This window comes from Halomonas sp. HL-93 (assembly GCF_900086985.1).
Taxonomy (GTDB): Bacteria; Pseudomonadota; Gammaproteobacteria; order Pseudomonadales; family Halomonadaceae; genus Vreelandella.
On sequence record NZ_LT593974.1, the window covers coordinates 1,371,710 to 1,398,098 of the forward strand.

The 26,389-nt window shown below is 56.0% G+C and carries 25 protein-coding genes and 5 tRNA genes; 12 read left to right on the forward strand and 18 right to left on the reverse strand.

Going from position 1 to position 26,389, the window contains the following annotated elements:
* The first annotated feature begins 15 nt into the window (after positions 1–15).
* Positions 16–597, forward strand: coding sequence for an SCO family protein (locus GA0071314_RS06190; protein ID WP_074395838.1), 582 nt, complete (start codon positions 16–18; stop codon positions 595–597).
* Position 598: 1 nt separating this feature from the next.
* On the opposite strand, the gene GA0071314_RS06195 is transcribed toward GA0071314_RS06190, so the two are convergent.
* The 6 genes from GA0071314_RS06195 to miaB form a co-directional block, all read right to left on the reverse strand.
* Complete coding sequence (locus GA0071314_RS06195; protein WP_074395839.1) at positions 599–940, reverse strand: hypothetical protein; 342 nt, start codon at positions 938–940, stop codon at positions 599–601.
* Between the two features lie 132 nt (positions 941–1,072).
* On the reverse strand, positions 1,073–2,539 hold the full coding sequence (gene lnt / locus GA0071314_RS06200) for an apolipoprotein N-acyltransferase (RefSeq protein WP_074395840.1): 1,467 nt from the start codon (positions 2,537–2,539) through the stop codon (positions 1,073–1,075).
* Between the two features lie 47 nt (positions 2,540–2,586).
* Positions 2,587–3,477, reverse strand: coding sequence for an HlyC/CorC family transporter (locus tag GA0071314_RS06205; protein WP_074395841.1), 891 nt, complete (start codon positions 3,475–3,477; stop codon positions 2,587–2,589).
* Between the two features lie 101 nt (positions 3,478–3,578).
* Positions 3,579–4,046 (reverse strand): rRNA maturation RNase YbeY, encoded by a 468-nt coding sequence (gene ybeY / locus GA0071314_RS06210; RefSeq protein ID WP_074395842.1) that lies wholly within the window; start codon positions 4,044–4,046, stop codon positions 3,579–3,581.
* Positions 4,046–5,122 carry a PhoH family protein gene (locus tag GA0071314_RS06215; RefSeq protein WP_074395843.1) on the reverse strand — a complete coding sequence of 359 codons (1,077 nt, stop codon included), beginning with the start codon at positions 5,120–5,122 and terminating at the stop codon, positions 4,046–4,048. The genes ybeY and GA0071314_RS06215 overlap by 1 nt, the downstream gene beginning before the upstream one ends.
* Before the next feature lie 86 nt (positions 5,123–5,208).
* Positions 5,209–6,552, reverse strand: coding sequence for a tRNA (N6-isopentenyl adenosine(37)-C2)-methylthiotransferase MiaB (miaB, locus tag GA0071314_RS06220; protein WP_074395844.1), 1,344 nt, complete (start codon positions 6,550–6,552; stop codon positions 5,209–5,211).
* Positions 6,553–6,732: 180 nt separating this feature from the next.
* On the opposite strand from miaB, the gene GA0071314_RS06225 reads away from it, so the two are divergent.
* The 4 genes from GA0071314_RS06225 (at position 6,733) to GA0071314_RS06240 (ending at position 7,624) form a co-directional block, all read left to right on the forward strand.
* Positions 6,733–6,808: transfer RNA gene (locus GA0071314_RS06225), tRNA-Asn, on the forward strand.
* 38 nt (positions 6,809–6,846) lie between these two features.
* Positions 6,847–6,922, forward strand: a tRNA-Asn gene (locus GA0071314_RS06230).
* 49 nt (positions 6,923–6,971) lie between these two features.
* Positions 6,972–7,047, forward strand: a tRNA-Asn gene (locus GA0071314_RS06235).
* A gap of 214 nt (positions 7,048–7,261) precedes the next feature.
* On the forward strand, positions 7,262–7,624 hold the full coding sequence (locus GA0071314_RS06240; RefSeq protein WP_074395845.1) for a metalloregulator ArsR/SmtB family transcription factor: 363 nt from the start codon (positions 7,262–7,264) through the stop codon (positions 7,622–7,624).
* Positions 7,625–7,700: 76 nt separating this feature from the next.
* On the opposite strand, the gene GA0071314_RS06245 is transcribed toward GA0071314_RS06240, so the two are convergent.
* Complete coding sequence (locus GA0071314_RS06245; RefSeq protein ID WP_074395846.1) at positions 7,701–9,812, reverse strand: carboxy terminal-processing peptidase; 2,112 nt, start codon at positions 9,810–9,812, stop codon at positions 7,701–7,703.
* 139 nt (positions 9,813–9,951) lie between these two features.
* On the opposite strand from GA0071314_RS06245, the gene GA0071314_RS06250 reads away from it, so the two are divergent.
* Positions 9,952–11,256, forward strand: coding sequence for a M18 family aminopeptidase (locus GA0071314_RS06250; protein WP_074395847.1), 1,305 nt, complete (start codon positions 9,952–9,954; stop codon positions 11,254–11,256).
* A 64-nt stretch (positions 11,257–11,320) separates the two neighbouring features.
* Here GA0071314_RS06250 and GA0071314_RS06255 read toward each other — a convergent pair.
* From GA0071314_RS06255 to GA0071314_RS06295, 9 genes are all read right to left on the reverse strand, one after another.
* Positions 11,321–11,397: transfer RNA gene (locus GA0071314_RS06255), tRNA-Met, on the reverse strand.
* Positions 11,398–11,461: 64 nt separating this feature from the next.
* Positions 11,462–12,553 carry a redox-regulated ATPase YchF gene (ychF, locus tag GA0071314_RS06260; RefSeq protein ID WP_074395848.1) on the reverse strand — a complete coding sequence of 364 codons (1,092 nt, stop codon included), beginning with the start codon at positions 12,551–12,553 and terminating at the stop codon, positions 11,462–11,464.
* An 84-nt stretch (positions 12,554–12,637) separates the two neighbouring features.
* A complete protein-coding gene (gene pth, locus GA0071314_RS06265; protein WP_074395849.1) occupies positions 12,638–13,222 on the reverse strand; it encodes an aminoacyl-tRNA hydrolase in 585 nt (194 codons plus the stop codon).
* 132 nt (positions 13,223–13,354) lie between these two features.
* On the reverse strand, positions 13,355–14,011 hold the full coding sequence (locus GA0071314_RS06270) for a 50S ribosomal protein L25/general stress protein Ctc (protein WP_074395850.1): 657 nt from the start codon (positions 14,009–14,011) through the stop codon (positions 13,355–13,357).
* A 96-nt stretch (positions 14,012–14,107) separates the two neighbouring features.
* Positions 14,108–15,049: a ribose-phosphate pyrophosphokinase gene (locus tag GA0071314_RS06275; protein WP_172822093.1), complete on the reverse strand. Its 942-nt coding sequence runs from the start codon at positions 15,047–15,049 to the stop codon at positions 14,108–14,110.
* Between the two features lie 58 nt (positions 15,050–15,107).
* Positions 15,108–15,182 (reverse strand) — tRNA-Gln (locus GA0071314_RS06280).
* A 29-nt stretch (positions 15,183–15,211) separates the two neighbouring features.
* Positions 15,212–16,060 carry a 4-(cytidine 5'-diphospho)-2-C-methyl-D-erythritol kinase gene (gene ispE, locus GA0071314_RS06285; RefSeq protein ID WP_074395851.1) on the reverse strand — a complete coding sequence of 283 codons (849 nt, stop codon included), beginning with the start codon at positions 16,058–16,060 and terminating at the stop codon, positions 15,212–15,214.
* Positions 16,061–16,071: 11 nt separating this feature from the next.
* Positions 16,072–16,665, reverse strand: a complete 594-nt coding sequence (lolB, locus tag GA0071314_RS06290; RefSeq protein ID WP_441316778.1) for a lipoprotein insertase outer membrane protein LolB — start codon at positions 16,663–16,665, stop codon at positions 16,072–16,074.
* A 121-nt stretch (positions 16,666–16,786) separates the two neighbouring features.
* Positions 16,787–18,541, reverse strand: a complete 1,755-nt coding sequence (locus GA0071314_RS06295; RefSeq protein ID WP_074395853.1) for a tetratricopeptide repeat protein — start codon at positions 18,539–18,541, stop codon at positions 16,787–16,789.
* Between the two features lie 202 nt (positions 18,542–18,743).
* On the opposite strand from GA0071314_RS06295, the gene hemA reads away from it, so the two are divergent.
* The 5 genes from hemA to GA0071314_RS06320 all read left to right on the forward strand — a co-directional run bounded on the left by hemA (position 18,744) and on the right by GA0071314_RS06320 (position 23,347).
* Positions 18,744–20,057 (forward strand): glutamyl-tRNA reductase, encoded by a 1,314-nt coding sequence (hemA, locus tag GA0071314_RS06300; protein ID WP_074395854.1) that lies wholly within the window; start codon positions 18,744–18,746, stop codon positions 20,055–20,057.
* Positions 20,054–21,142 carry a peptide chain release factor 1 gene (gene prfA / locus GA0071314_RS06305; protein WP_074395855.1) on the forward strand — a complete coding sequence of 363 codons (1,089 nt, stop codon included), beginning with the start codon at positions 20,054–20,056 and terminating at the stop codon, positions 21,140–21,142. The genes hemA and prfA overlap by 4 nt, the downstream gene beginning before the upstream one ends.
* Entirely contained in the window at positions 21,142–21,993 is an 852-nt protein-coding gene (gene prmC, locus GA0071314_RS06310; protein WP_074395856.1) for a peptide chain release factor N(5)-glutamine methyltransferase, read from the forward strand. The genes prfA and prmC overlap by 1 nt, the downstream gene beginning before the upstream one ends.
* A gap of 100 nt (positions 21,994–22,093) precedes the next feature.
* Positions 22,094–22,594, forward strand: a complete 501-nt coding sequence (lrp, locus tag GA0071314_RS06315) for a leucine-responsive transcriptional regulator Lrp (protein WP_074395857.1) — start codon at positions 22,094–22,096, stop codon at positions 22,592–22,594.
* Positions 22,595–22,597: 3 nt separating this feature from the next.
* Positions 22,598–23,347: a HesA/MoeB/ThiF family protein gene (locus tag GA0071314_RS06320; protein ID WP_074395858.1), complete on the forward strand. Its 750-nt coding sequence runs from the start codon at positions 22,598–22,600 to the stop codon at positions 23,345–23,347.
* On the opposite strand, the gene GA0071314_RS06325 is transcribed toward GA0071314_RS06320, so the two are convergent.
* The gene (locus GA0071314_RS06325) at positions 23,344–23,910 is read right to left on the reverse strand and encodes a bactofilin family protein (protein ID WP_074395859.1); all 567 of its coding nucleotides are present in this window, start codon (positions 23,908–23,910) and stop codon (positions 23,344–23,346) included. The two genes, GA0071314_RS06320 and GA0071314_RS06325, sit on opposite strands and share 4 nt — an antisense overlap.
* A 207-nt stretch (positions 23,911–24,117) precedes the next feature.
* On the opposite strand from GA0071314_RS06325, the gene GA0071314_RS06330 reads away from it, so the two are divergent.
* A complete protein-coding gene (locus GA0071314_RS06330; protein WP_074395860.1) occupies positions 24,118–24,714 on the forward strand; it encodes a bactofilin family protein in 597 nt (198 codons plus the stop codon).
* 69 nt (positions 24,715–24,783) lie between these two features.
* Here GA0071314_RS06330 and ahpF read toward each other — a convergent pair whose 3' ends face one another.
* Complete coding sequence (gene ahpF, locus GA0071314_RS06335) at positions 24,784–26,340, reverse strand: alkyl hydroperoxide reductase subunit F (RefSeq protein WP_074395861.1); 1,557 nt, start codon at positions 26,338–26,340, stop codon at positions 24,784–24,786.
* Positions 26,341–26,389 lie beyond the last annotated feature (49 nt).

Consider the following 26,389-nt stretch of genomic DNA (forward strand, 5'->3'; position numbering starts at 1 on the left):
AATCAGGACTCATCAATGTATAAATGGTTGTTCATTGGGTTGATGTCGCTGTGGCTCGTCGGCTGTAGTGAGCGAAGTTGGCGCACAGCAGATACATCTGAGATCCAACCGCCGCTGGATTTTTCGCTGGTCGATGAAGACGGTCAGGCCGTAGAAGCTGAAGATTTTCTGGGTAAGGTCACGCTGGTTTATTTTGGGTATACGTACTGCCCAGATGTATGCCCAATTACGCTTGCCAGACTCGCGGGGACGCTGAATCAGCTTGATGATGACGTTCGCGAAGACATCCAGGTGTTGTTCATCAGTGTGGACCCTGAGCGTGATACGCCAGAGGTCGTCAAGCGTTACACAAATGCCTTTGGACCTGACTTTATCGGCATAACGGGAGATTTAGAGGAAATTGACGCCCTGACTAACCGCATGCGGGTGACGTATGAGTACGAAGAGCCTAATCAGCGCGGCGACTATATAGTGACGCACACCAGTGCTGTCTTCGCCTTTGATCGTGAAGGCGAGGCGCAGTTTTTAATACGCGATAGTCATCCGATTTCCGATGCGGTGGCTGATATTAATCGGCTTGTCGATGAAAGCGAGTAAATTACTGACAGGCAACGGAGAGGCTGCAGCGCGATTTATAACGACGCGAATTGATATCTAATTCAACGCTGTCGTTTTCTTTATCGTATAGAAACGATGCGTAACCACTGTCTGACGATGCCGTGCGGTATAACCCGCAAATCGTATAGCCATATTGCACTTTTTGAAGCTTCGAAAGTTCGATATCACCCGACGTATCCAGTTCATCTGCCAGCGCGTGTTGAATATCGCTGTCGACATTGCCGTCAGACATTGCCTGCCCACCAAAGATAATGCCCGCCAGGACCAACGCGACAACAAGGGGTGACGCGACAAGTAATAAAAAAGAACGGGATTTCAACATGGCAATGAAGGCTCTCTCGCAGAATCAGTGGAACTGCTAGCGGACTATCGACTCTCGGATGCCAGCCAACGATTAATGGGGCTGGCATCGTTAGGCGAATTGTCGCTAAGCCGCTAATGCGGTGTGCACAGTTTACTGGTGACGCGTCCGCGAAACACCTGCCAACGCCATGAGTGCGGCTAAAAACCACACCGGCCAGCTACCCATACGGGTAAACGGCGTTAAGCCCTCCGTGGCGAAGAACTCTCCGGTGATCGATGCGGTTTCGAACTGCGGTGCGCGCTCGACGATGCCACCCTGGTGATCGATGATCGCGGTAATGCCGTTGCTGGTGGCGCGCAGAACGTAGCGACCGTTTTCCAGCGCCCGCAGGCGTGCCATTTGTAAGTGCTGGTGGGGGCCAATTGATGCGCCAAACCAGGTGTCGTTAGACAACGTCATCAGTACGTTGCTGTCTTTGGCGCGGCTGGCCACCAGCTGCGGATAAATAATTTCATAGCATATGGCCTGGCCAATGCTGACGCCTGCCGCCTGCATCGGCGCTTGATCAGGCTCGCCTTTGGCGAAGCTCGACATGGGCAGATTGAAAAAGTTGATCGCGCCGCGCAGTAGGCTTTCCAGCGGCAGGTATTCGCCGAAGGGCACCAAATGCTCTTTTTGGTAGCTGCCTTCCACGTTGCCCACGCCCACCACACTATTGAACAAGCGCTCGTCGATGTCTCGCTGGACCACGCCGGTCACCAGCGCCGTGTCGGCGGGTAAATTGCTTTGTACCCGCTCAAGCACCGGTCGCGCCTGGGTTTCCATCATGGGTAGGGCGGTTTCCGGCCAGACAATCAGGTCCACTTCGTCAGCAACGTCGCGGGTTAAGTCGCTGTAGGTGTTAGCGGCATTGCGTTGACCTTCTGGGGTCCACTTCTGAAGCTGGGGAAGATTACCTTGTAAAAGCGCTACCCGCGTTGGCGTCTCAACGGGAGTTGTCCATTGCGATGGCATTGCCAGCGGAATCAGCCAAATGGCGGCCAGCGGTGCCAGCGTCCACCATTGGCGTCTCAGGAGAAGTGCTGCCCCAAGCCCGCCGCTAAGGGCGACCAGCAGGGAAAGTAAATAAACGCCGCCAATGGGCGCCCAGGCGGCTAGTGGTGAATCCACATAGCCTGAACCTAACAATAACCAGGGGAAGCCGGTGAATAAATACGTTCGCAGTACTTCGCCCAGCACCCAGGCGCCAGCAAAGCTTACTAACGCCAGACGCGGGCCGGTAAAACGGCGGTAAAGCCATAGCGTGCCGGCAAAAAAAAGCGCCAGCACGCAGACAAACAGGGCGGTGAGAAATAGCGCGAGCGGTACGCCCGTGTAGCCGTAGTCGTGAATCGATACGTACACCCAGGAGGCGCCGCTGCCAAACAGCGCTATCCCGTAGCACCACCCTTTTAGCGCTGCCTGTGCGGGAGTGAGCTGATGGATACCCGCGTACATTAAACCTGCTGCGATCGGGCCTAGCCACCAAAGCTCAAACGGTGATGCGGTCAGTGTGGTTAAGCCGCCAGCCAGCAGCGCGGCGATAAGCTGTTGATACACAGCGGGAATGCTACCCATAACGCGATATCCTATCTAGCGAATGTCCTGAGCGTGAGGCGTAAAGGTTACACGTCTTCTTGCTCGTCGTCGCTGGTGTCAGGGCGTTGTTCCCGGTAGGCCTCAAGCAAGCGGATGCGGCGGTTGTCGGCGTTGAGGACCTCAAAGCGCCAGCCGCCCAGATAGGTGTATTCTCCGCGCTGAGGGAGGTGGCCAAACTGCTGCATCACCAGCCCGCCGATGGTATCAAACTCATCGTCAGAGAATTGGGTATCGAAATGATCGTTAAAGTCGTCAATGGTGGTGAGCGCGCGAATGGCATAGCGCTTATTGCCTAACTCACGGATATCTTCTTCTTCGTCAGCGTCGTGCTCATCTTCGATATTACCGACAATCTGCTCAAGAATATCCTCGATGGTAATGATGCCCGCCGTGCCACCGTATTCGTCGACCACAATGGCCATGTGGTTGTGGGTATCACGGAATTCTTTAAGTAGGCTGTTAAGCCGCTTGGACTCGGGGATAAACATCGCCGAGCGGACAATGTCATCAAGCTGAAACGCATCGCGTTCGGCCTGGGTTTGCGAGAGCAGGGGCAGCAGGTCCTTGACCAGCAAAATGCCTTTTACATCGTCAAGGTTTTCACCAATCACCGGGTAGCGAGAGTGGCCGGTCTCTTGAATGAGCGCTAAATACTCCTCGCTGGTTTGATCGAGGGTAATTGCCGAGATTTGTGAGCGGGGAATGAGAATTTCGCGGACCTGTTGATCGCTAATTTCCAATGCGCCTTCAATGATCATGATGGCGTCTTGGTCAAGCTTTAAACGTCCTGCCGCGTGGCGTAAAAATTCCAGTAACTCATCGCGTGAGCTGGGTTCGTCGTTGTCGCCGGAAAGGGCACCAAAGAGTTTCTCGAGCCAGGATCGTTGATTGGCGTTGCTCGATCGGTCTTCGCTCATGCGGATAATCTCTTGTTGACGGACTCAGATGGCGTAATGTGAAGAAGTGTTTTATCACTGACTAGGGGCGCGATACCAGTTCAGCGTATAGGCATTAAGTCTTACAGTTCGGCGATATAGGGGTCAGCAATGCCCAGGGCCGCAAGCAGAACGCGCTCACATTGCTCCATTGCCTCGGCCTCGTCGTCGTCCATGTGGTCATAACCCAGTAGGTGCAAGGTGCCGTGAATCACCATATGGGCATAGTGATGCTCAAGGGCTTTATGCTGCTCCTCGGCTTCCTGCACAACCACCGCATGGCAAATCACCAAATCACCAAGTAACGGTAGCGTTATGCCCGGTGGGTTCTCGAACGGAAACGATAGCACATTGGTGGGTTTGTCCTTGCCGCGATAATCGCGGTTCAGCGACTGGCTTTCGGCAGGGTCGACAAACCGAATGGTCATTTCCCGGCGTGCGTCGTCAGGATGTGCGGCCAGGACATCGCTCACCCAGTGGGTGAGCTGAGTCTGACTCGGCAGGTGCTGATCATCGATGGCCGCTTGGCGGTCGATCACGATATCGCTCATTAGAGCGTATCTCCTGAGTCTTCACGGGCCTTTAGGCGAGCTTCTCGCTCTTGCTTGCGTACCTCTTGGCGGGCACGTTCTTCGACTTCCTGTTGGGATTCAAAGGCATCGTAGGCTTCAATGATGCGTTGCACCAGCGGGTGGCGAACCACATCTTTAGCGGCAAAATGCGTCACGCCAATTCCCGGTGTGCCTTTTAATACGTCGAGTACCTGGATCAGGCCTGAGCGCTGTCCCTTAGGGAGATCGACCTGGGTGACGTCGCCGGTAATGATGGCGGTGGAACCAAAACCGATTCGCGTCAGGAACATTTTCATCTGCTCCGGTGTTGTGTTTTGGCTCTCATCCAAAATGATATGGGCATTATTGAGTGTCCGGCCGCGCATGTAGGCTAGCGGCGCAATTTCAATCACCTGGCGCTCAATCAGTTTGGCCACCTGCTCAAAACCAATCATTTCATAAAGTGCATCGTAAAGCGGGCGCAGGTAAGGGTCGATTTTCTGGGCCAGATCGCCAGGTAAAAAACCAAGCTTCTCACCAGCTTCCACCGCTGGACGCACGAGTAAAATGCGCCGCACTTCCTGCTGATTCAACGCTTCCACAGCGGCCGCCACGGCAAGATACGTTTTACCGGTACCCGCAGGGCCAATGCCGAAATTAATATCGTGCTCGCGAATGCTGTTGACGTAGCGTTGTTGATTAAGGCCGCGGGGTTTAATCATGGTGCGCGGGGTGCGCATGATCACTTCATCACTATCGCCTTCGCCATCTTCTTCTTCATCGAGTGCTTCAAGCCCTGATTCTTGTAGAAAAAGATGCACTGTGTCAGCCGATAGCTCTTCTGCTGCCGTCTCACGGTAAAGGTGTTCCAGTACGTTTGCAGCGGCCTTGATACGGTTAGCTGCGCCCGCGAGTTGGAACACATTGCCTCGGTTGCGTAGCGTCACATCCATGCGGCTTTCAATCAGCTTTAGGTGCTCGTCCTGCTGGCCGCATAGGCTGGCAAGGCGCTGCGGATCATTGGGTTCAAGGCTTAGCGTGATAATGCGATTGGCCTGAAGCGATGGCTGGCTCAAGAGTGGAAAACCTATCGGTTGATGGATATGAAACTCAGCTTACTGCCCCAACGGGTGTTGGGGCAATTACCTAGGATAAGCGATATTTAATAACGCTCCGGGGTAGCCAGCTCGCCGCGCAGCGAATTGGGCAGGGCTTCGGTGATCTCAACGTCGACGAAGTAGCCGATTAGCTCGGTAGGATTGGCGGCACGGAAGTTGACCACCCGATTGTTTTCGGTACGCCCGGACAGCTGGCCTGGGTCTTTCGGCGAGAAGCCCGTCACCAATATACGCTGGGTGGTACCCACCATACGGCGGCTGATTTGCCCGGCTTGCTGGAGAATGCGCTCTTGCAAAATCGCCAGACGCTGCTTTTTAACGCTTTCCGGTGTTTCATCCTCAAGGGCGGCGGCAGGCGTGCCGGGGCGCGCCGAGTAGACAAAGCTAAATGAGTGGTCGAAACCAATGCGATGGATCAGATCCATCGTTGCTTCGAAATCCTCTTCAGTTTCGCCAGGGAAGCCGATAATAAAGTCGGAAGAGAAACTGATATCAGGCCGGTTGGCGCGAATCCTTTCCATCTTCTCGATGTAGGATTCTACTGTGTGGCCACGCTTCATCGCGCTCAAGATGCGGTCTGAGCCTGATTGCACCGGCAGGTGCAGGTGGCTGACCAATTCGGGGATATCGGCGTACGCCTCCACCAGACTATCGGTGAACTCAACCGGGTGCGAAGTGGTGAAGCGAATACGGTCGATCCCCTCAACGGCTGCAACGCAGGCGATCAGTTCGGCAAGGTCAATCTCATCGCCGAGCTGGTTTTCGCCTCGGTAGGCGTTGACGTTCTGGCCGAGCAAATTGATTTCGCGTACGCCCTGGTCGGAGAGGTGGATGACTTCATCCATCACCGCTTCAAACGGCCGCGAGACTTCTTCGCCACGGGTGTAAGGCACCACGCAGAAGGTGCAGTACTTGGAGCAGCCTTCCATGATCGATACAAAGGCGGTGGCACCGTCTGAGGTCGGTTTAGGAAGGTGGTCGAACTTCTCGATTTCCGGGAAGGTAACGTCCACCGCGGCAATTTGATTGTCGCGGCGTGCATCCAGCATGGACGGCACCCGGTGAAGCGTTTGCGGCCCAAACACCATGTCGACATGAGGCGCGCGCTTGCGCAATGCTTCGCCTTCCTGACTGGCCACGCAGCCACCAACCCCGATTACGAGGTCGGGATTGGCGTCTTTGAGTTTTTTCCAGCGTCCCAACTGATGAAACACCTTTTCCTGCGCTTTTTCACGAATGGAGCAGGTGTTAAGAAGAATGACATCGGCTTCACGCTCGTTATCGGTAAGTTCGAGCTGATGAGATACGCCGAGTAGATCCGCCATGCGGGAGGAGTCGTACTCGTTCATTTGGCAGCCGTGCGTTTTGATGAAGAGCTTCTTCGCCATCGGTACCTGTCATCTATGAGTCGTCGAAAAGACGAGGGATGAATGAAGTGTCGTTGCGCTTGGGCGCTAGTTGATTCGTTGCATTATACGGACACAACCCACAGGCGGCTAGCGTTGACGCGGAATCGGTGCTTGACCGTAACATTTCTATGAGTATACTACGCACCGTGTTTGAGCAGTTCCCCGATAGCTCAGTTGGTAGAGCAAATGACTGTTAATCATTGGGTCGCAGGTTCGAGTCCTGCTCGGGGAGCCAATGCACTAACTACCTCAAACACGGCAATATTAGATTGTTCCTCGATAGCTCAGTTGGTAGAGCAAATGACTGTTAATCATTGGGTCGCAGGTTCGAGTCCTGCTCGAGGAGCCAAATTGCCCCGCAAGAAGCGTAAAACCTACCCCTAAGGTAGTCCTATTGTTCCCCGATAGCTCAGTTGGTAGAGCAAATGACTGTTAATCATTGGGTCGCAGGTTCGAGTCCTGCTCGGGGAGCCATCTAGTACCTTTTGTCCTTCCTTTTTTGACGCACGCTACCAGTCGATTCAGCTCTTCTTTTAAAGTCTTTTGACGTGAATGTGGCACGTTTGCTGCCTTATAGTGCCTCAGATGATTTTGTGTGGCTGTCTAACGCTTATTACCAGCGGCTTTGCTGGTGTAAACGCAGTTGGCGTAAACTATTCGAATTATTTGCTAGGTGGGGATAATAGCGGTGGGAAAATCCACTTCGCTGCATGCGTTGCAGGTATTCAAGTGCTTAAGCGATGAGACGCGGTTAATGCTGGTGCTTTTGATTGCCCAGGAGCAATCGCTGTGCGTGTGTGAACTGACCTACGCGCTGGAGGCGTCTCAGCCTAAGGTGTCCCGTCACCTAGCACAGCTCCGCCAATGCGAGCTGCTAGTAGACCAGCGGGACGGGCAGTGGGTGTATTACCAGCTATCCCCCCAGTTACCAGACTGGGCTCGGCGTATTATTGACTCAGCCCAGCAAGGCTGCCCAGCCCACTTGGCCCGCTTGACGCAGCGTTTGGCCGCCATGGGCGACCGGCCGACGCGCCGGGCAGCACTGTGTTAACACGTCTAAAACAGCGCCGTTGCCATTGATTGGCATCGGCGCTGTCGAAGCATCTTCCTTTGATGCGCTAATCAGCTTACCGGTTTACGTAGCGTTGAGCGTTTTGTAGCTGAGCGTAATCCAGCAGAACTTCAGCGGCTTCAAGTACGTGGGCTCGTTCTACCGGCATGTCGTCTTCGTTATCGTCATCTTCGTTGCCGTTACTGGTGTCATCTTCAGCAGCGTTATCGCTAAGTGGTGTTTCGTCACGGGCGTCGGTCCATTCTTCAAGCTCGTCGAGTCCCAGAGCGCGACGCCGTTGGTTTTCCAATGACAACTGCTCAGCTTCCTGGGCTTCGGTTTCCCGCTCGCGCTGTTCACGGTTGAGGCTGACGCTGGTGTTTTGCTCACGGAGCTCACGCGATAGCGCTGATTGCTGCTCAAGATAGCGGAAATTAGGGTTATCCGCCGCGCGCTCCTCATGGGCTGATAACAGCGTATCAAGGTAGCGTTCGGGCTCACCGTAACGGCGGTATTGAACGTCTTGAACCGTGTCCCATTCCAGCGCATTGTCCAGACTGCTTTCGCCAATGCGCTCCGGGTCGAGCAGGGAAGGGAAGTCGATGTCAGGCTCGACGCCACGGTTCTGGGTGCTCTCACCCGAAATACGATAGAACTTAGCGCGGGTGAGTTTGATTTCACCATGATTCAAATCGCTTAGCGTCTGGACCGTGCCTTTACCAAAGGTAGAGCTGCCCATCACGATGCCGCGTCCATAATCCTGAATGGCACCGGCGAGAATCTCTGATGCCGAGGCTGATAGCCGATTGACCAGCACGCCCATGGGTCCGTCGTAGAGCGTTCCGGCTTCACTGTCGCCGTAGAGATTGATACGGCCGTCGGCGTCGCGCACCTGGACGGTGGGGCCGCGATCAATAAACAGGCCGATTAGCGAATTGGCCTCTTGCAGCGCACCGCCGCCGTTGTTACGCAGGTCAAGCACAATGCCTTCTATGTCCTGGCTTTTCAGGTGCTCGATCTCTTTGGCTACATCGCGGGTGGTGCTGCGGTAGTCGTCTTCTCCCGCCTGCCAGGCGTCAAAATCGACGTAGAAAGTGGGGATTTCAATAACCCCCAGTCTGTGGGTGGTGCCGTCGCGCTCGACATCAATCACCTCGCTCTGGGCGGCTTGGTCTTCTAAGTCAACCGTGTCGCGGGTGATTTCGACGGTTTGCGAGCGAGTCATATCCACGGCCTGGGCGGGCACCACGTCAAGCTTAACAACGGAGCCTTTGGGGCCGCGAATTAGGTCAACCACGTTATCCAGGCGCATGCCAATAACGTTGACCATCTCGCCGTCTTCTTGACCTACGCCAATAATCCGGTCGGCGGGCTCCAGAACACCAGCGCGTTCAGCGGGGCCGCCGGGTACTAAGCTGGATACTTTGACGTATTCGCCGTCTGCCTGGAGTAGCGCGCCGATGCCTTCCAGTGACAGGCTCATCTGAATATCGAACGATTCGCCTTGGCGCGGCGAGAGGTAGCTAGTATGGGGGTCAATGGTGCCGGTCACCGCGGCCATGACCAAGCCAAAGACGTCTTCCGATTCGGTTTGCTCCAGGCGGGAGAGCTGGCCCTCGTAGCGCTGGCGGAGATTATCGACGATTTGCTCGTCATCCTGGTCGGTTAAAGCCAGGGTCAGAGCATCATTTTTCAGCCGTTTTTCCCATAGCGATTCTAGCTCGCTTTCATTTTCGGCCCAGGCAGTGTCTTCGCGCTCAAGCTCAAGGCGTTCATCGCCGTCGAAGTTGAACGTTGTGTCGTCGTCAAGGCGCTCCAGTAACCACTCAAGGCGTGCGGTATGGCGCTCGCTGAGACGATCATAAAGCGCAAATACCTCATCCAGTTCACCCTCGAAAAGCGTCTCGGCCAGATCGGTTTCCAGGTGGCGATAGGGTTCGATATCGCTACTTAACAGATAAGCCCGCTGGCCGTCTAAGATATCCAAGTAACGGTCGAAGGCCTCTTTCGACCACGCTTGGTCGAAGCTGACCTCTGCGTAGTGCCCGTAACGGAGCGAGTCGGCAATCTCTACCGCCGCTTGGCGCTGTTCTTCGGTCGGCTCAAGTTGCGCTAACGCCGTCGAGCTGGTGACGACCAGCATGACGGTTAGGGCGACCGAGCGCGAAAGCGTTGCAAACAAGCTCATCAGTCAAGCTCTCCCGGATTTGTGTACACTCATGCTTTCCTAGACCCGCATCTGACCTATGAGTTGCGAAGGCCGAAGGAGCATTGTAGCAGGTCGTCTGCTTCGCTGAGACTCAATCATGTCGCTAATGGGGATTTCTATGTCCGAAACATTCAACGCTGATCGCGTCGCGCGGTTATGCGAGTTTTTACGCCAGTCACCTACGCCTTGGCATGCCACGGGTGCGATGGCTGAGCGTTTAGAGCACGCTGGTTTTCAGCGACTGGAAGAGACGGCCAATTGGCAGTTGATGCCCGGTCAGCGCTACTACGTGACGCGCAACGATTCATCGCTGATTGCCTTTCAACTTCCCTCGGGAGCGCTACGGGATTTGCGCATGATAGGAGCGCATACGGATAGCCCCGGCCTACATTTAAAGCCTAATGCCACCCAGTATGCCGCCGGTTGGTTGCAGTTGGGGGTGCAGGTGTATGGCGGCGCGTTGCTTGCCCCGTGGTTTGACCGCGACTTAGGCATAGCTGGGCGGGTGCATATCCGCCATGCTGATGGACAGCTTGAGAGTATGCTCCTTAACGTTGATCACCCGGTAGCGATCATTCCGAGCCTTGCGATTCACCTTGACCGCGATGTGAATGCAGGGCGTAGCATCAACCCCCAAACCCAAATGGCGCCGGTGCTGCTGCAGAGCGATACAGACAAGCTCCAGGACCTGTTGGCACGATGGCTGGAAGCCGAGCATGGCTTACGCGCCGTGGATATCGTCGATTTTGAGCTGGGCTTTTACGATGTGCAGCCACCTTCCCTGGTGGGCGTCAACCAGGAGCTGATTGCCAGCGCGCGGCTGGACAATTTGCTGTCATGTTTTGTGGGCCTGGAAGCGTTGCTTGACTGCGATGGGCAGCAAGGCGCGCTGCTGGTCGCCAATGATCATGAAGAAGTGGGCAGTGCGACTGCCTGCGGTGCACAAGGTCCCTTCTTGGGCGATGTGCTGAAGCGCCTCAATGCGCAGGTGGGAGGGGCGACTGAGGAATCGCTGGTGCAGCTGACTCAGTCGTCGCTGATGATCTCCTGTGATAACGCCCACGGGCTGCATCCCAACTTCCGTGATAAGCACGACGAGTTGCATGGGCCGTCGCTTAACGGCGGGCCGGTGATCAAGGTCAATGCCAGCCAGCGCTATGCGACCAATAGCGTGACGGGCGCACTGTTCCGCGATGTTTGTCGCGATGCCGACGTGCCGGTACAGTCGTTTGTGACGCGATCAGACATGGGCTGCGGTACCACCATCGGGCCGGTTACCGCCACCGAGGTCGGCGTGCCCACTATGGATGTGGGTCTGTCTCAGTGGGCGATGCACTCGATTCGGGAAACCGCAGGGACTCAAGACGTTGAGTATCTAACCCGTGCGCTGGTGGGGTTTTTAAACCGCTCGACGTTAAGCTAGAACCTTTAGCTACCGGCAAACAAAAAAGCCCGCCGACAGTGTCAGCGGGCTTTTAATGTTCGCTTGGTGGCTACGCCCTGATTTGAACAGGGGACCCCATCATTATGAGTGATGTGCTCTAACCAGCTGAGCTACGTAGCCATTCAACGGGGGCGAATATTACTCAGCGCTGCCGAGTCCGTCAAGCATTAGTTGGCGAGAGCCGCTACACATTGAAACGAAAATGCACGACGTCACCGTCCTTGACGATATACTCCTTACCTTCAAGGCGCCATTTGCCTGCATCTTTGGCGCCTTGCTCGCCGCCCAGGGAAACAAAATCATCAAAGGCGACGACCTCCGCGCGAATAAAGCCTTTCTGGAAGTCGGTATGGATAGCACCGGCGGCTTCAGGCGCGGTGGCTCCTTGCTTAACAGTCCAGGCGCGCACTTCCTTAACGCCCGCCGTGAAATAGGTCTGCAGGCCGAGCAGCGCATAGCCGGCGCGAATCACACGGTCCAAACCGGGTTCGTCCATCCCCATCTCACTTAAAAACATCTCGCGTTCTTCGTCATCCAGTTCGGCGATTTCGGCTTCGATCTGGTTGCATACCGGCACCACCACAGCGCCTTCCTCGGCAGCGATTTCGTGAACGACATCCAGATAAGGATTGTTCTCGAAACCGTCTTCATTGACGTTGGCGATGTACATGGTGGGCTTCAAGGTCAAAAAACCGAAGCTTTTTACCTGACGTTGCTCGTCTTCGCATAAGCCAAAGCTACGTAGCGGTAAGCCTTCAGCCACGTGCGGCTGGATACGGTCAAGAATCTCCTTGGTGGCAATCGCCTCTTTATCGCCGCCCTTCACCGAGCGGACAAGGCGCTGGCTGGCCTTTTCGACGGTGTCTAAATCGGCGAGTGCAAGCTCAAGATTAATCGTCTCAATATCGGCGCGTGGATCAACCTGGTTGGCCACGTGGATCACATTGTCATTGTCGAAACAGCGCACCACATGAGCGATGGCTTGGGTTTCGCGGATATTGGCTAGAAACTTGTTGCCCAACCCTTCGCCTTTTGAGGCGCCTGCCACCAGGCCTGCGATATCGACAAACTCCATCGTTGTCGGCAGGACTTTCTGCGGTTTGACGATCTCGGCAAGGGCATTAAGCCGCGGGTCGGGCATAGGCACGATCCCTACGTTGGGTTCGATGGTGCAGAAGGGAAAGTTTTCTGCGTCGATGCCTGATTTGGTAAGCGCATTGAACAGTGTGGACTTGCCGACGTTGGGCAGCCCGACGATGCCGCAGTTAAAACCCATAAAATGTTCCTGAAAAGAGATGGTAGGGCGTAAAATTAATCGCCATTCTACGAGATCAGCCCGCTGCCAACCACTGGTGAAATGTTATGGCTTTAGGCTGTGTAGTTGGTTCATGGCTTTGGCCCAGTCGCCAGCCAGGACCGAGGGCAAGGTTGCTAGGCACTCGTCGATGGCGCGCTCAATAGCCGTTTGCTCAGCCTTTCCAGCGCGACCTAGTACATAATTGGTGACCTGGCTTGCATCCCCCGGGTGGCCAATGCCGATACGTACTCGGTGAAACTGTTTTTGGTTGCCCAGTGCGCTGATGATATCGCGCAGTCCATTGTGGCCGCCATGGCCGCCACCGGTTTTATAACGTGCCTGGCCTGGCGGCAGGTCGAGTTCGTCGTGGGCCACCAATAAATTGTCAGGGGTAAGTTTGAAAAACTGGCACAGAGCAGCGACGGCTGCACCGCTGCGGTTCATAAAGGTGGTGGGGTTGAGTAAGTGCAGCTCATGGTCACCGACGCGCACCTTGGCATAATGGCCGAGGAACTTCTTTTCCGGGCGTAGTTCACCATGGGTGCTGCGGGCAATCGCATCGACGAGCCAAAAGCCGGCGTTGTGGCGCGTTGCCTCATAGTTAGCTCCGGGGTTGCCGAGTCCAATGATGGCCGTTACCTGGCTCATTTCCCACCTCCAACAAAAATTCTGGGAGAACGTTTTTGATGACGCCTTGTGGCGGCCACAAAAAAAATCAAGCGCCGAAGCGCTTGATCGTAACATCACGAGGGCCGTGCGGGGACGGCCCACGCAGACAGCTTACTCGGCGCTGTTGTCTTCTTCGCCTTCACTGTCGCTTGCGCTTTCACCGTCTTCGTCTTCGTCGGTAGTACGAACTTTCATCTTGGTGATGCTGAGTACCGCGTTGTCATGCTCTTCGCCATGAGACAGATCCACCGAGGTGACGCCTGCCGGCAGAGTCAGGTCAGACAGGTGCAGCGTCGTGCCGATCTCAGCTTTGCTGATGTCAACTTCCAGGTAGTCAGGAAGGTCTTTCGGCAAGCAGCTAATCGCCACTTCGTTAGCAAGAACGTGCAGTTCGCCGTCCTGATCCTTGATGCCGACACACACGTCTTCACCGATGACGTGCAGCGGCACATTCATGGTGATTTCGTGGGTGGCATCAACACGCAGGAAGTCGGCGTGGGTCAGCAGCGGCTTGTACGGGTGACGCTGAAGGTCACGTACCACTACCTGCTCTTCCTTGCCTTCAATCACGAGCGTGATGACCGAGGAGAAGAATGACTCGTCTTCAATCGCTTTGTAGAAAGCGGTTTTTTCGACGGCAATTGACTGCGCGTCTTTTTCACCGCCGTAAACAACGGCCGGTACCTGTTGGTTCGCACGACGCAGGCGGCGGCTCGCACCTTTCCCCAGGTCATTACGAACGCTGGCTATCAAACTAAAATCAGACATGAAATGTGCCTCTTGGTTTAAGTAAGGAAACGCCGCCGCCCGCGACCAGACGACGACGCTTCCAGGGGCCCGTTGCCGGGCTATGGTGTCAGCCGATTAGTGGAACATCGCGCTGACAGATTCTTCATTGCTGACCCGGCGGATAGCTTCCGCGATCAAGCCAGCAACACTCAATTGACGAATTTTGCCGCTGCGCCGCGCTGTGTCGGAGAGCGGGATGGTGTCGGTCACCACCACTTCATCAAGTACCGAGTTGGTAATATTATCGACGGCAGGGCCGGATAATATCGGGTGCGTGGCGTAAGCAACAACGCGCTTGGCACCGTGATCTTTTAGCGCTTCTCCGGCTTTGCAAAGCGTGCCGGCGGTGTCGATCATATCGTCGACGACCACACAGGTGCGGCCTTCGATTTCACCGATGATGTGCATCACCTGGGCTTGGTTAGCCTGGGGGCGACGCTTATCGATAATGGCCAAATCGGCGTTAAGCTGTTTGGCGATGGCGCGAGCGCGAACTACGCCGCCAACGTCGGGGGATACCACTACCAGGTCGCTGTAGTTCTGACGTTCAATGTCGTCGAGCAAAATAGGCGACCCGTAAACGTTATCAACCGGCACGTCGAAAAAGCCTTGAATCTGATCGGCGTGCAGGTCCATGGTCATGACGCGGTCTACGCCAGCCTTAACCATCATATCGGCCACTACCTTGGCGGAAATGGGTACCCGCGCCGAACGCACGCGTCGGTCCTGGCGTGCATAGCCAAAGTAGGGCAGCACGGCCGTGATGCGAGTGGCTGAGGCGCGCCGCAGGGCGTCGACCATCAGGATCAGTTCCATCAAGTTATCGTTGGTCGGCGCACAGGTGGATTGCAGGATGAAGACATCCTTACCGCGCACGTTCTCATTGATCTCGACCGCGATTTCACCGTCGCTGAATTGACCCACCGTGGCATTACCCATTCGGCTGTCTAAGCTCTCGGCAATTTTTTGAGCGAGTTCGGGATTAGCGTTCCCGGCGAAAACCATCAATTTTGACACGCGCAGCCACCTTTGCAGTGTTGGGGATCAGGGAGGAAAACGCAGGTCAACGTTAGGTTGGCTGGGGTACCAGGATTCGAACCTGGGAATGCCGATACCAAAAACCGGTGCCTTACCACTTGGCGATACCCCAGTAATAACCTAATGCGATGACCGGGCGAATCAGCAGCCCAAAGCATCATGTAGAGGAGAGGTGTTGAGTCCGCGTGCTACCCAGGCTGGTCCGTGATGGCCCGCCGCCTCGGCAACTGCGTATGCCGTCTGCGCATTCTCAAATGCAGCAAACACGCAGGCCCCTGTGCCGGTTAACCGGCTCGGTGCATGCTGTGATAGCCAGTCTAGCGTTTCCGCAATGGCTGGATAGCGCTGTTTGACCACGGCTTCACAGTCGTTGCGCCACTCCGACGCTCCCCCCTGCAGTGCGCGCGCCATAGTAATGGGGCGGCTGTCGCGTGTCAATTGCGGGTCCTTGAATACAGCAGGCGTTGAAACGCTAACGCCGGGGTGAATAATCACAAACCAGGGGGTGTCGAGCATGACCGGCGTAAGCTGCTCTCCAACGCCTTCCGCCCAGGCACTACGGCCATACACAAATACGGGGACATCAGCGCCTAGCTGTAGCCCCAGTTGGGCCAGCTCATCAAGCGAAAAACCCAGCTGCCAGAGCACATTGAGGCCCAGTAGCGTTGTGGCCGCATCGGAGCTGCCGCCGCCAAGCCCGCCACCCATGGGTAGCTTTTTGTCCAATGCCAGCGTCGCGCCCTGTCGGGTGCCGCTGGCCTGCTGGAGCAGCCGTGCGGCACGTACGATCAGATTGTCGCTATCGGCGACGCCAGGCACACGGCTAATTAGTTGGATGATGCCGTCATCGCGCGCGCTAAGTGTCAACTGGTCGCACAAGTTAACGATCTGAAACAGCGTTTGCAGCCGATGGTAGCCGTCTTCACGACGGCCGGTAATGTGTAACAGCCGATTCAGCTTGGCGGGCGCGGGCAGCGTTAAGGTCGTCATAATGGCTTGGCTTATTCGTCCTCGTCATCCGTGGGACGCCACTCATTGACGATTAGGGTGATGCGAATATCGTCATAGTTCATGACCAGGCGGCGCGGTAGCCAAAGCCCGTTGTATTGCTCCCATTCGCGATAGTCAATTTCCCAACCATCCTGTTCCAGGTGGCTTGGGAAGCCAAACTCATCGGTTTCCAACTGGTAGTTGTCGTCATCCCCGGGCAGGCCGCGCGTCCAGTCGGGCATGGCGCGGACCGGCAGTGACCAGCCGAGTTGTTCTTCCATCAGTGCTTCTGGGGTTTCTGCTTCAAACTGGCCGTCGCCGTTAGACAGCGAGAAGCGCCCCTCGCTGCCTTCCAACACGGTACGGCCACCGCCAAAGGGACCGCTAATCAGCATGCGAAAGTAATGCGGATGCTGATTCCAGTCGAGGTTGGCACTGGTGTTTTCGTCAGGAGTGCGTAGCCCGGCCTTACCTACCAGGGTCCAGGTGTCGAGTGCTTCAACCTCGGCCTCTTGGGCCTCCCAGTCACCGGCTTGTCGACCGCTTTCATCTTGCGGTGCCTGGGTGGCACACCCGGCGAGTAATACCGCCACCGCACAGGCCATCAGCCTTGAGGCGCGGCGTAAAGGATGGCTCGGAATAAAAATTGAAGAGGTGTGCATGTCGGACTCCTTGTCAGTTAATTGGTCAACGGCGATCGCATTAAAGAATGGCATTCGGCTCGCGTTAGAGGGAATCTGCCGGGTCGAGTTCGGGATAGCGCTGTATTAATGCATCAATGGTTGGGTGGTTTGCGGTGCGCTGCTGTACGTCATTGATAATCTGGCGCGCTTCGTCACTTCGTCCAAGGGCATGCAGTACTTCAGCCAGGTGAGCGGCAATTTCCTGATCGGGCATGCGTGAATAAGCTCGTTCCAGCCAAGTGAGCGCTTCCTGAGGGTCGCCGAGGCGGTAGTGCACCCAGCCGAGGCTATCGAGAACGGCTGGATTATCAGCATCTAGCTTGTAGGCGCGCTCAATCAATTCGCGAGCTTCCTCCAGGCGGTCAGGAAGATCCAGATCCGCTAGGGTATAACCTAGCGCATTGAGTGCCACGGCGTTGTCGGGTTCGATGCTGATTACGTGGCGCAGATCCTGTTCCATTTGCTCAACGTCACCCATCTCCCAGGCACGCATTGCTCGATGGTAAAGCAGCTCAGTGTCATCGGGCGTGCGCGTTAGTTCGCGGGCGAGCAGAGCTTCTGCGTCAGCGGTGCGGCCGAGTTCGTCGAGCAACTGTACTTCCAGTTTAACTAAGTCGCTAAAGTAATCTTCATGACGCATGCGCTCGACGCGCAAGAAGGCGCGCGCGTCGATTAGCCGGTCGTCATCGATGAGCATTTGCGCCGCTGTAGCGCGTGCCGGTAAAAACTCCTCGCCACCATCTACCTGACGATAGTAGAGCAGCGCGTTCTCGGTGTCGTCTTCGGACTGGGCGATTAACCCAAGTAAATAATAGGCCAGGTTAGGCGTATTATCTTGACCCACCAGTGGCTTGAGTAGGCGCTGCGCGGGGGCGGCATAACCCTCATCTAAGTAAAGCTGCGCCAGGGCGACCCGCAATGCATCGCTGCCTGAATGACGGTCGAGCAGCGCATCGGTTTGCTGTTGGGCGGCGTCCAGATTATCAAGGCGGATCTCGGCTTGAGCCAGCAGCAGTAAAAAGCGCACATCGTCTGGGTTGTCCTGCAGGCCTTGCTGGGCCGCCTGACGCGCCCTGGCGGGATTGTCGGTTTCAAATGCCAGCTGACCTTCTACCAGTAGCAGCGTGGGCCGCTCAGTCAAACCAGAGGCTTGATCAAGGTAGCCACGGGCTTGCTCGGTACGCCCCAATGCCGCTTCCCAAAGTGCAGCCGCCAGCAGTGCATCGGCTTGCTGCACTGGGTCGCTGGGCGGCGTTTGATTTAAGTGCTCGACGAGGCGGTTCAGCAAGCTGTCAAGCGGGCCCTGTTCAGCAATCGCCGTTTCAGCAAAGCCGGTTAGCTCGCCATCCTGGTTGGCCGCTGTCAAGGCGAGACGGCGCTCCAGGCTTTCTAGCCAATTGCCCTGTTGCAGCGATAGAGCAGCCAACAGCCGGTTCGGGGTTTCGGCCTGAGGGTTGAGCGCTTTCCAGCCCTGTGCTGCCTCCTCAATCAGGCTGTCGTCATCGCTAAAGCGAGCGGCAAAGGTCGCTCGCTCAGCCAGTTCCTCCGCGCCGAAGCGTTCTGCAGCTTCAAGGTAGCCTTGGCTTGCGCGCTTGAAGTCGCCGCGCTGCCCAGCAAACTCTGCCTGCAGCAGCGTGCTTAAGCCGGCAGCGTCCAGCCCCTGCGAAATGGGCGGGGCGTTACGCATGGGGTCATCGGTAAACGGCAGCCGCTCATCGTGGGCATTGGGCGACAACTGACAGCCGCTCACGAATAGCGTGATGGCGGCCAGGGGGAATAGCAGCAAACGTGGTGGCATGCGGGTCTCAATCAGGTGGCCGAGTGCTCAGCATAGCGGCTTGCCCGCCTGCGGCAAAGTGGTGTGCGCCAGATCATTGTGTGCTGTGGTAAGATAACCCACTTTATCGAGCGGCATTTAGCCCTCACCATCGCTGCTTAGACTTGCCCGAGCAAGCCCAAACTGACGTGAAGACCGACATACTAGCGAAGACGCATACCCCATGACGCTCCTTGCCCTGGGAATTAATCATCGCACCGCCAGCGTAGCCGTGCGGGAACAAGTTGCTTTCACACCGGCGCAGCTCGACCACGCGCTGGCGGAATTGCGTGCGCTGCCGCAAATCAGCGAGGCGGCGGTGCTATCGACCTGTAACCGCACAGAGCTTTATTGCGTCACTAACGCGGCGGGTGAGCAAATCGTACTTGACTGGCTGGGCCGCTTTCATCAATTAAAAGTGGATGAGTTGACCCGCTGCGCCTACCACTACCTGGACAACGAAGCGGTACGCCACCTGATGCGCGTGGCCGTGGGACTGGATTCCATGGTGCTGGGTGAGCCGCAAATTCTTGGTCAGTTGAAAGACGCCTATCAGCAGGCCCGTGAAGCTCAGGGGCTGGGTAGTGAGCTTGAGCGGTTATTCCAGCATACCTTTGCGGTTGCCAAACAGGTGCGTACGGAAACCGGTATCGGTAAAAACCCGGTGTCGGTGGCTTATGCGGCGGTCAGTATGGCAAGCCGGATTTTCGACGACTTTGGTCGCTCGCGGGCGCTGCTGATCGGGGCAGGAGAAACCATCGAGTTAGTCGCCCGGCATCTCCATGAGGCGGGAGTTCGCAAACTGACGGTTGCTAACCGTACCCGCGAGCGAGCCGAGAAAATTTCGGGGCCGTTAGGCGGCACCGCGATTACTCTGCCGGAGATTCCGGCCGCGTTGGAAGAGGCCGATATCGTCATTTCCTCGACGGCGGCACCACTGCCAATTTTGGGCAAGGGAATGGTTGAGCGTGCCCTGAAAAAACGCCGTCATCGCCCGGTGTTCATGGTTGATATTGCCGTGCCGCGCGATATCGAGCCTGAGGTGGGTGAGCTTGCCGATGTTTTCCTCTACACAGTTGATGACCTTGAAGAAGTCATTCAGGAAAACCGCCGCCATCGCCAAGTGGCAGCCGACCAAGCTGAGTCTCTGATTGAGCATGGTGTTAGCGGCTGGCAGCATGAGCGGCGCATTCGTCATGGCGGCGAGCTTATTCGCGGCTACCGCCGTCACGGGGAGTCGCTGCGTGATACAGCACGAGATCAGGCCTTGGAGCGATTGGCGCGCGGCGAAGACCCGGCCAAGGTCGTCGAGCGCCTGGCCCACCAGCTGGCCAATCGGCTGATGCATCAACCGACACAAACGCTGCGCGATGCCGCATCTCAAGAGGATCACGTGTTATTGGAGGCGGCGCCGCGCCTCTTGATGCCGCCTAAGCCCGCCTTTGAGAAACCATCGACATCGACGGCCAATCGCCAGAAGGATGACACGCCCGCATGAAAGAAACTCTGCGCCAACGTTTAGATAGTTTTGCCGACCGGTTTGAAGAGCTGTCAATGCTGCTGTCTGACCCTGAGGTGATTCACGATCAGCAACGTTTTCGTGACTACTCCCGTGAATATTCAGAGCTTGATGAGTTGGTAGGTGCCTGGCAGCGCTATCGTCGCATTGAAAGCGATATCGAGGCAGCGCAGCAGCTCAGCCAGGACAGCGACCCGGAGATACGTGAGCTCGCTGAGATGGAGATTGACGACGGTCGCGAGCAGTTGGACACGCTGGATACAGAGCTTAAACGGCTGCTAGTGCCCAAAGACCCGGATGATGGTCGCGGGGTTTACTTGGAAGTCCGCGCGGGTACCGGCGGCGATGAAGCCTCGTTGTTTGCCGGTGATCTTTTCCGCATGTATTCCCGCTATGCCGAAAAGCGTGGCTGGCGTGTGGAAGTCGTCAGTGCCAGTCACGGCGAGCAGGGTGGATATAAAGAAGTTATTTCGCGGGTCAAAGGCGACGGTGTGTATGCCCGCTTGAAGTTCGAGTCGGGCGCCCACCGCGTGCAACGCGTCCCCGCGACCGAATCCCAGGGGCGTATTCACACCTCGGCGTGTACCGTGGCTGTGATGCCAGAAGTTGACGATGTTGGCGATGTGGATATCAACTCTGCAGATTTGCGAGTCGATACCTTCCGCTCCAGCGGCGCGGGCGGTCAGCACGTCAATACCACCGACTCGGCAATTCGCATTACCCACTTGCCGTCGGGCGTAGTCGTCGAATGTCAGGAAGAGCGCAGCCAGCACAAGAACCGCGCCAAGGCGATGTCGTTGCTGGCGGCGAAATTGAAACAAAGCGCACAAGATGCCCAGCGCCAGAGCCAGGCCGATGCTCGCCGTTCGTTGGTGGGTTCGGGTGATCGCAGTGAGCGTATTCGCACGTATAATTTTCCTCAAGGGCGAATTACCGATCACCGCATCAACCTCACGTTGTATAAGTTAACCGAAGTGGTCAGCGGTGAGCAGCTCGATGACGTCATTGACCCGCTGGTGCATGAGTATCAGGCGGAACAATTATCCGCCCTGCAGAATGCCTGATGACACTGGATGCCTTGCTAAGAAAAGCCGCTGAACGGCTAGCTAATGCAGGCTCGACCAGCGCGCGGCTGGATGCCGAGGTACTGTTGGGCCATGTCGTGAAGCGCGATCGCACCTGGCTGTATACCTGGGGAGACAAAAGCTGCTCAACCTGGCAGCACGCGCGGTTTGATGCCCTCGTTGCAGCCCGAGCCCAGGGGGTGCCCGTCGCTTATTTGACCGGGCAGCGCGAATTTTGGGGCCTAAACCTCGCTACGTCGCGGGATACGCTGATTCCCAGACCCGATACCGAAACACTGGTTGAATTGGCGTTAAGCCGAGCAGACTCATCCAGCGGTCGTTTGCTGGATATCGGCACCGGAACAGGGGCAATTGCCCTGGCGTTTGCCAGCGAACGGCCCGGTTGGCAGATTATGGGCGTGGACCTGCTCCCCGCCGCGGTGGCGTTAGCACAAACGAATGCCGAACAGCTGGGGCTTGGCAATGCCAGCTTTCAGCAAAGCAATTGGTTTAGTGCCTTTGCTTCGCCCCATAAAGCCGCCACCTTCGATATTATTGTCGGCAACCCGCCCTATATCGCGGCTGACGATCCTCATTTGAAGCAGGGTGACGTGCGTTTTGAGCCGGCATCTGCTCTCGTCGCCAAGGCCGACGGCATGGCCGATTTGCTACACCTTATCGTAACGGCGAAGGCTTACTTATCCGCTTCGGGTTGGTTAATGCTTGAGCACGGTTATGACCAGGCCGCCGCACTACGCGAGGCGATGCATGCGGCGGGCTACCACAACGTTGAAAGTGTTTGTGACCTGGGAGGCAACGAACGCGTTACGCTAGGCGTCTTTCAGATTTAACTTTGATTTACTGCGAGTTTCTCGTAACGACCGGCCAAACCCGACAGACACCTTGGCTGTTTATCTTCAACCGCCTGATTCATCAGCAATGGATCCTGCCATGAAAGCAAAAAATAAAACGCTGGACCGTATCGATTTAAAAATTCTGCGCTGCCTGCAGGAAAACGCGCGAATTTCATACGTGGATTTAGCCACCGAGGTGGGCCTTTCCACTACGCCTTGCCTAGAGCGGGTTAAACGCTTGGAAAAAGCAGGGATTATTCGCGGCTATCAGGCGATACTCGACCCTCAGGCGCTCAAAGCCAACTTACTGGTGTTTGTCGAGATTAGCCTGGAAACCCAGTCGCCTGCCGTTTTCGATGAATTCAGGCGCGCGGTGGAAAAGCTGCCGCAAATTCAGGAATGTCACTTGGTGTCGGGGCAGTTTGATTACATTCTAAAGTGTCGTATCCCGGAAATGTCGGCGTATCGTCAGCTGCTCGGCGATGTCGTCTTGACCTTGCCCGGTGTCAAAGAGTCGAAAAGCTACGTGGTCATGGAGGAGGTTAAAGAGAGCTTTAGCCTGCATGTGCCCAAGTTTGAGGAATTCGAGGAAAAGTAGCCCATGATGGACGACCCCACGCTGCTTCGTTACAGCCGTCAAATTATGTTACCGGAAGTAGATATCGGCGGTCAGCAGCGGCTGATCGATAGCCATGCGCTGATTATCGGGGCCGGTGGCTTGGGGTCACCTGCGGCACTGTATTTAGCGGCGGCGGGGGTTGGGCATATTACGCTGGTAGATGCAGACAGTGTTGAGCTGTCCAACTTGCAGCGTCAAATTGCCCACCAACAGACGAGCCTAGGTCAAAACAAAGCCGCTTCGGCGAAGGCCAGCATGCAGGCGCTCAATCCCCAGTGCCGTGTGAGTGTTGTGGCTGACCACGCTGACGGGAAGCAACTTGAGCGTTTGGCGGCCACCGCCGATGTGGTGCTCGACTGTACAGACCGTTTCTCTAGCCGCTACGCGATTAATGTCGCCACGCAAAAAGCCAAGGTGCCGTTGGTATCCGGTGCAGCCATCCGTTTTTCTGGTCAGTTGGCGGTGTTTGATCCTCGCGTGCCCGATGCGCCCTGTTACGCCTGTTTGTATCCCCCTGATGGACAAGGTGATGAGGCGCTAAGCTGCGCGGAAAGTGGCGTCATGGCACCGTTGGTCGGCATTATCGGCTGTTTTCAAGCGGTGGAGGCGTTCAAGCTGCTGAGCGGGGCAGGCAAGGCGCATCAGGGGCTATCACACTTCGACGCGCTAAGCGGACACTGGCGGCATTTTAATCTGCCGAGAGACCCTGCTTGCCCTGTGTGCGCGCCCTAAAGTGAGTCGGTTTTTTCGCTTCCATAGCCGTCGTTAACCGGGAGACTGGTACTTTGCGTATCAGCGCGGTTGTGGTCGCTTTTAGCCTTCCCGCTCCCGCCCTTTAGCTGCTGCGATGTAAAAACGCTGGCGAAAACGTCGTTATCGGGGTTCATATCAATGCTGCCATGGAAAACGCTGCCGTCTTCCAGAACGAGACATGGTGTCGTAATGGTGCCCGTCACATTCGCCCCGTCATGAACCGTTACTTTATGCAGGGCAACCAAGTTGCCTTCTACGCTACCCGAAATGCGCAGGGTATGCGCATAGGCATCGCCATTTAGGCTGCCGTTGCTGCCAAGTGTCACGGTGTGTTGTTTGCAGGTCACGACGCCGGTGATCTGCCCTTCGATGGTAATGTCTTCGTCGCTATTAATGTCACCATGGACCTGGGTATTGCTACCAATCACCGACGTGCTTTGCCGTGACGCTGTGGGCAGGCTTTTTTGCTCGGGATACGGTATTTTTTCTTCAGTGGCGGTCGCGCTTTGATGCGCGGCAGTGGATTTAGCTTTACTGAACATGCGATGTTCCTGTCGGGTGGGGCCGTGTGCCAACGCGTAAATGCCAAAATGATGGCAGCCATATAGGTGAGTTTTTTAATCTACGCTGCTCATCTGCAAATCGAAGCGTAAAGATACCGCGCAACTCGCCTTGTATTCTCGCCGTTAACCTATCAGCTTCGGGTCTATAACCTTTATGCTTAATTAAAGGCGGGGGCGTCGCATCTCATGGGTATTGAAACATGGCTGATTTTGCTGGGTGTTGCAGTAATGACGATGATCATTCTGGATGGTAAGCGTAAAAAGTTAAAAAAACGGACAGGGACCCGCCATAACACCTCAGGCCTGAACACCTTGACCGATGCCGTTGCGTTGTCTGGGGCTGGCGATATATTGCCGCTGGCCGAATCGCTCAATGTATCCGAGTCGCGTGGCGAGCCTTCGCAATATGACGGCGCTAAGTCGTTTGAAGATCGCAGAGAAGGAAGTCACCTGGGCGTCGCAACGCAAATAGCCGGAAAAGTCATTGCCCATGAGAGCGTGTCGATCAAGGGGCGCGTTGTGGGCGCCGTTATTGCTAAAAATCAACTGATTCAACTGAGCCCCAGCAGCATTGTTTGTGCTGATCTGGAGGGCGGGCATATCTGTATAGGTGGCCACCTAGACGGTGATATCCATGCAAGTGATAGATTGACATTGATGCCCAGTGCTACCGTTCGGGGGACGATGTCAACTAATCGCTTTGAGTGTCATTCAGGTGCAAGCGTTAATGGCACCGTGGCACGACAACGAATGGATGATTCCACACAAAAAAACGCCCGCTAGGTAGCGGGCGCGACGTAGTTAATGACGTCAAAGGAACCTATCCATTAGCGTGCTCAAAAAACCATGGAGTTAGTGGCGTATAAGGTAATCAAAGGCGCCCAGTGAGGCTTTGGCACCTTCGCCCATGGCAATCACAATCTGCTTGTAAGGCACAGTGGTGACATCGCCAGCAGCGAAAATACCCGGCACCGACGTCATGCCGTGGGCATCAACGATGATTTCGCCGCGTGGGCTCATCTCAATGGGCGAGCCTTTAAGCCATTCGGTGTTGGGCACCAGGCCGATTTGCACAAAGATGCCTTCCAGCACGACGTGTTTAATCTCATCGTTGGTACGGTCTTTATAGGTCAAACCATTCACGCGGCTACCGTCGCCGGTGACTTCTGTGGTCTCGGCGTTGAGGATGATATCCACGTTGGATAGGCTTTTGAGTTTTTTCTGCAGCACGGCGTCGGCGCGCATCTCCCCCATAAACTCGATCAGCGTGACGTGGCCGACAATGCCGGCAAGGTCAATCGCGGCCTCAACCCCTGAGTTACCACCGCCAATCACCGCAACATGCTTGCCCTTGAACAGCGGCCCGTCGCAGTGCGGGCAGTAGGCGACCCCTTTATTGCGGTACGTTTGCTCGCCGGGCACGTTCATTTCCCGCCAGCGTGCGCCAGTGGCTAATACCAAGGTTTTGCTTTTAAGCGTGGCGCCAGATTCCAGCGTGACTTCGTGTAAGCCACCTTCGCTTTCGGCGGCTTTTAGCGAGCTGGCGCGTTGCAGGTTCATCACGTCGACTTCGTAATCTTTCACGTGCTCTTCAAGCGCGCTTACTAGCTTGGGTCCTTCGGTATGAGATACGGAAATGAAGTTTTCAATGCCCATGGTATCGGCTACCTGGCCACCGAAGCGCTCTGCCGCAACGCCAGTGTTAATGCCCTTGCGCGCGGAATAAATAGCGGCTGCTGCCCCCGCTGGACCTCCACCAATCACTAGGGTGTCAAAGGCGGCTTTTGCGTTAAGCTTTTTGGCTTCGCGCTCAGCGGCACCGGTATCCACCTTGGCGATGATTTGCTCAAGGGTCATGCGGCCTTGATCAAACGGTTTGCCGTTGAGGTAAATGCTCGGCACCGACATTATTTCGCGGGCTTCGACCTCGTCCTGGAACAGCGCGCCATCAATGGCAATGTGGCGAATATGGGGATTGACAACCGCCATCAGATTGAGCGACTGGACGACATCGGGGCAGTTCTGGCAAGACAGTGAGTAGTAGGTCTCAAAGACCAGCTCGCGATCGAGCGCGCGGATCTGGTCGAGTACCTCGTCACTGGTTTTGGGCGGGTGTCCGCCTACCTGAAGCAAGGCCAGCACCAGCGAGGTAAACTCGTGGCCCATGGGGATGCCCGCAAACACGACGCCGGTGTCTTCGCCAGACCGGTTAATGGCGAAGGAAGGCGTGCGAGAGTCTTGGCCTTCTGTCGACAGGCTAAGCTTATCGCTCAAGCCGCTAATGTCTTGCAACAGACTGAGCAACTCCTGCGATTTGTCACCGTCATCCAGCGAGGCGACGATCTCTAATGGCTGCGTGACTTTTTCCAAATACGCTTTTAACTGATCTTTTAGATTGGCGTCGAGCATGATCGAGACGACCTCGTAGCTAGCAAAGGTGAGTAACGGCAACTGGGTG

Coding starts and splice junctions, on each gene's coding strand:
- lrp (WP_074395857.1), top strand. CDS start 22,094: ATGAAAGCAAAAAATAAAACGCTGGACCGTATCGATTTAAAAATTCTG.
- pth (WP_074395849.1), bottom strand. CDS start 13,222: ATGAGCCAGGTAACGGCCATCATTGGACTCGGCAACCCCGGAGCTAAC.
- miaB (WP_074395844.1), bottom strand. CDS start 6,552: ATGGCGAAGAAGCTCTTCATCAAAACGCACGGCTGCCAAATGAACGAG.
- GA0071314_RS06270 (WP_074395850.1), bottom strand. CDS start 14,011: ATGTCTGATTTTAGTTTGATAGCCAGCGTTCGTAATGACCTGGGGAAA.
- ahpF (WP_074395861.1), bottom strand. CDS start 26,340: ATGCTCGACGCCAATCTAAAAGATCAGTTAAAAGCGTATTTGGAAAAA.
- GA0071314_RS06330 (WP_074395860.1), top strand. CDS start 24,118: ATGGGTATTGAAACATGGCTGATTTTGCTGGGTGTTGCAGTAATGACG.
- lolB (WP_441316778.1), bottom strand. CDS start 16,665: ATGGCCTGTGCGGTGGCGGTATTACTCGCCGGGTGTGCCACCCAGGCA.
- ybeY (WP_074395842.1), bottom strand. CDS start 4,046: ATGAGCGATATCGTGATCGACCGCCAAGCGGCCATCGATGATCAGCAC.
- prmC (WP_074395856.1), top strand. CDS start 21,142: ATGACACTGGATGCCTTGCTAAGAAAAGCCGCTGAACGGCTAGCTAAT.
- GA0071314_RS06325 (WP_074395859.1), bottom strand. CDS start 23,910: ATGTTCAGTAAAGCTAAATCCACTGCCGCGCATCAAAGCGCGACCGCC.
- GA0071314_RS06295 (WP_074395853.1), bottom strand. CDS start 18,541: ATGCCACCACGTTTGCTGCTATTCCCCCTGGCCGCCATCACGCTATTC.
- GA0071314_RS06250 (WP_074395847.1), top strand. CDS start 9,952: ATGTCCGAAACATTCAACGCTGATCGCGTCGCGCGGTTATGCGAGTTT.
- GA0071314_RS06320 (WP_074395858.1), top strand. CDS start 22,598: ATGATGGACGACCCCACGCTGCTTCGTTACAGCCGTCAAATTATGTTA.
- GA0071314_RS06205 (WP_074395841.1), bottom strand. CDS start 3,477: ATGAGCGAAGACCGATCGAGCAACGCCAATCAACGATCCTGGCTCGAG.
- GA0071314_RS06245 (WP_074395846.1), bottom strand. CDS start 9,812: ATGAGCTTGTTTGCAACGCTTTCGCGCTCGGTCGCCCTAACCGTCATG.
- ychF (WP_074395848.1), bottom strand. CDS start 12,553: ATGGGTTTTAACTGCGGCATCGTCGGGCTGCCCAACGTCGGCAAGTCC.
- GA0071314_RS06195 (WP_074395839.1), bottom strand. CDS start 940: ATGTTGAAATCCCGTTCTTTTTTATTACTTGTCGCGTCACCCCTTGTT.
- GA0071314_RS06190 (WP_074395838.1), top strand. CDS start 16: ATGTATAAATGGTTGTTCATTGGGTTGATGTCGCTGTGGCTCGTCGGC.
- lnt (WP_074395840.1), bottom strand. CDS start 2,539: ATGGGTAGCATTCCCGCTGTGTATCAACAGCTTATCGCCGCGCTGCTG.
- hemA (WP_074395854.1), top strand. CDS start 18,744: ATGACGCTCCTTGCCCTGGGAATTAATCATCGCACCGCCAGCGTAGCC.
- ispE (WP_074395851.1), bottom strand. CDS start 16,060: ATGACGACCTTAACGCTGCCCGCGCCCGCCAAGCTGAATCGGCTGTTA.
- prfA (WP_074395855.1), top strand. CDS start 20,054: ATGAAAGAAACTCTGCGCCAACGTTTAGATAGTTTTGCCGACCGGTTT.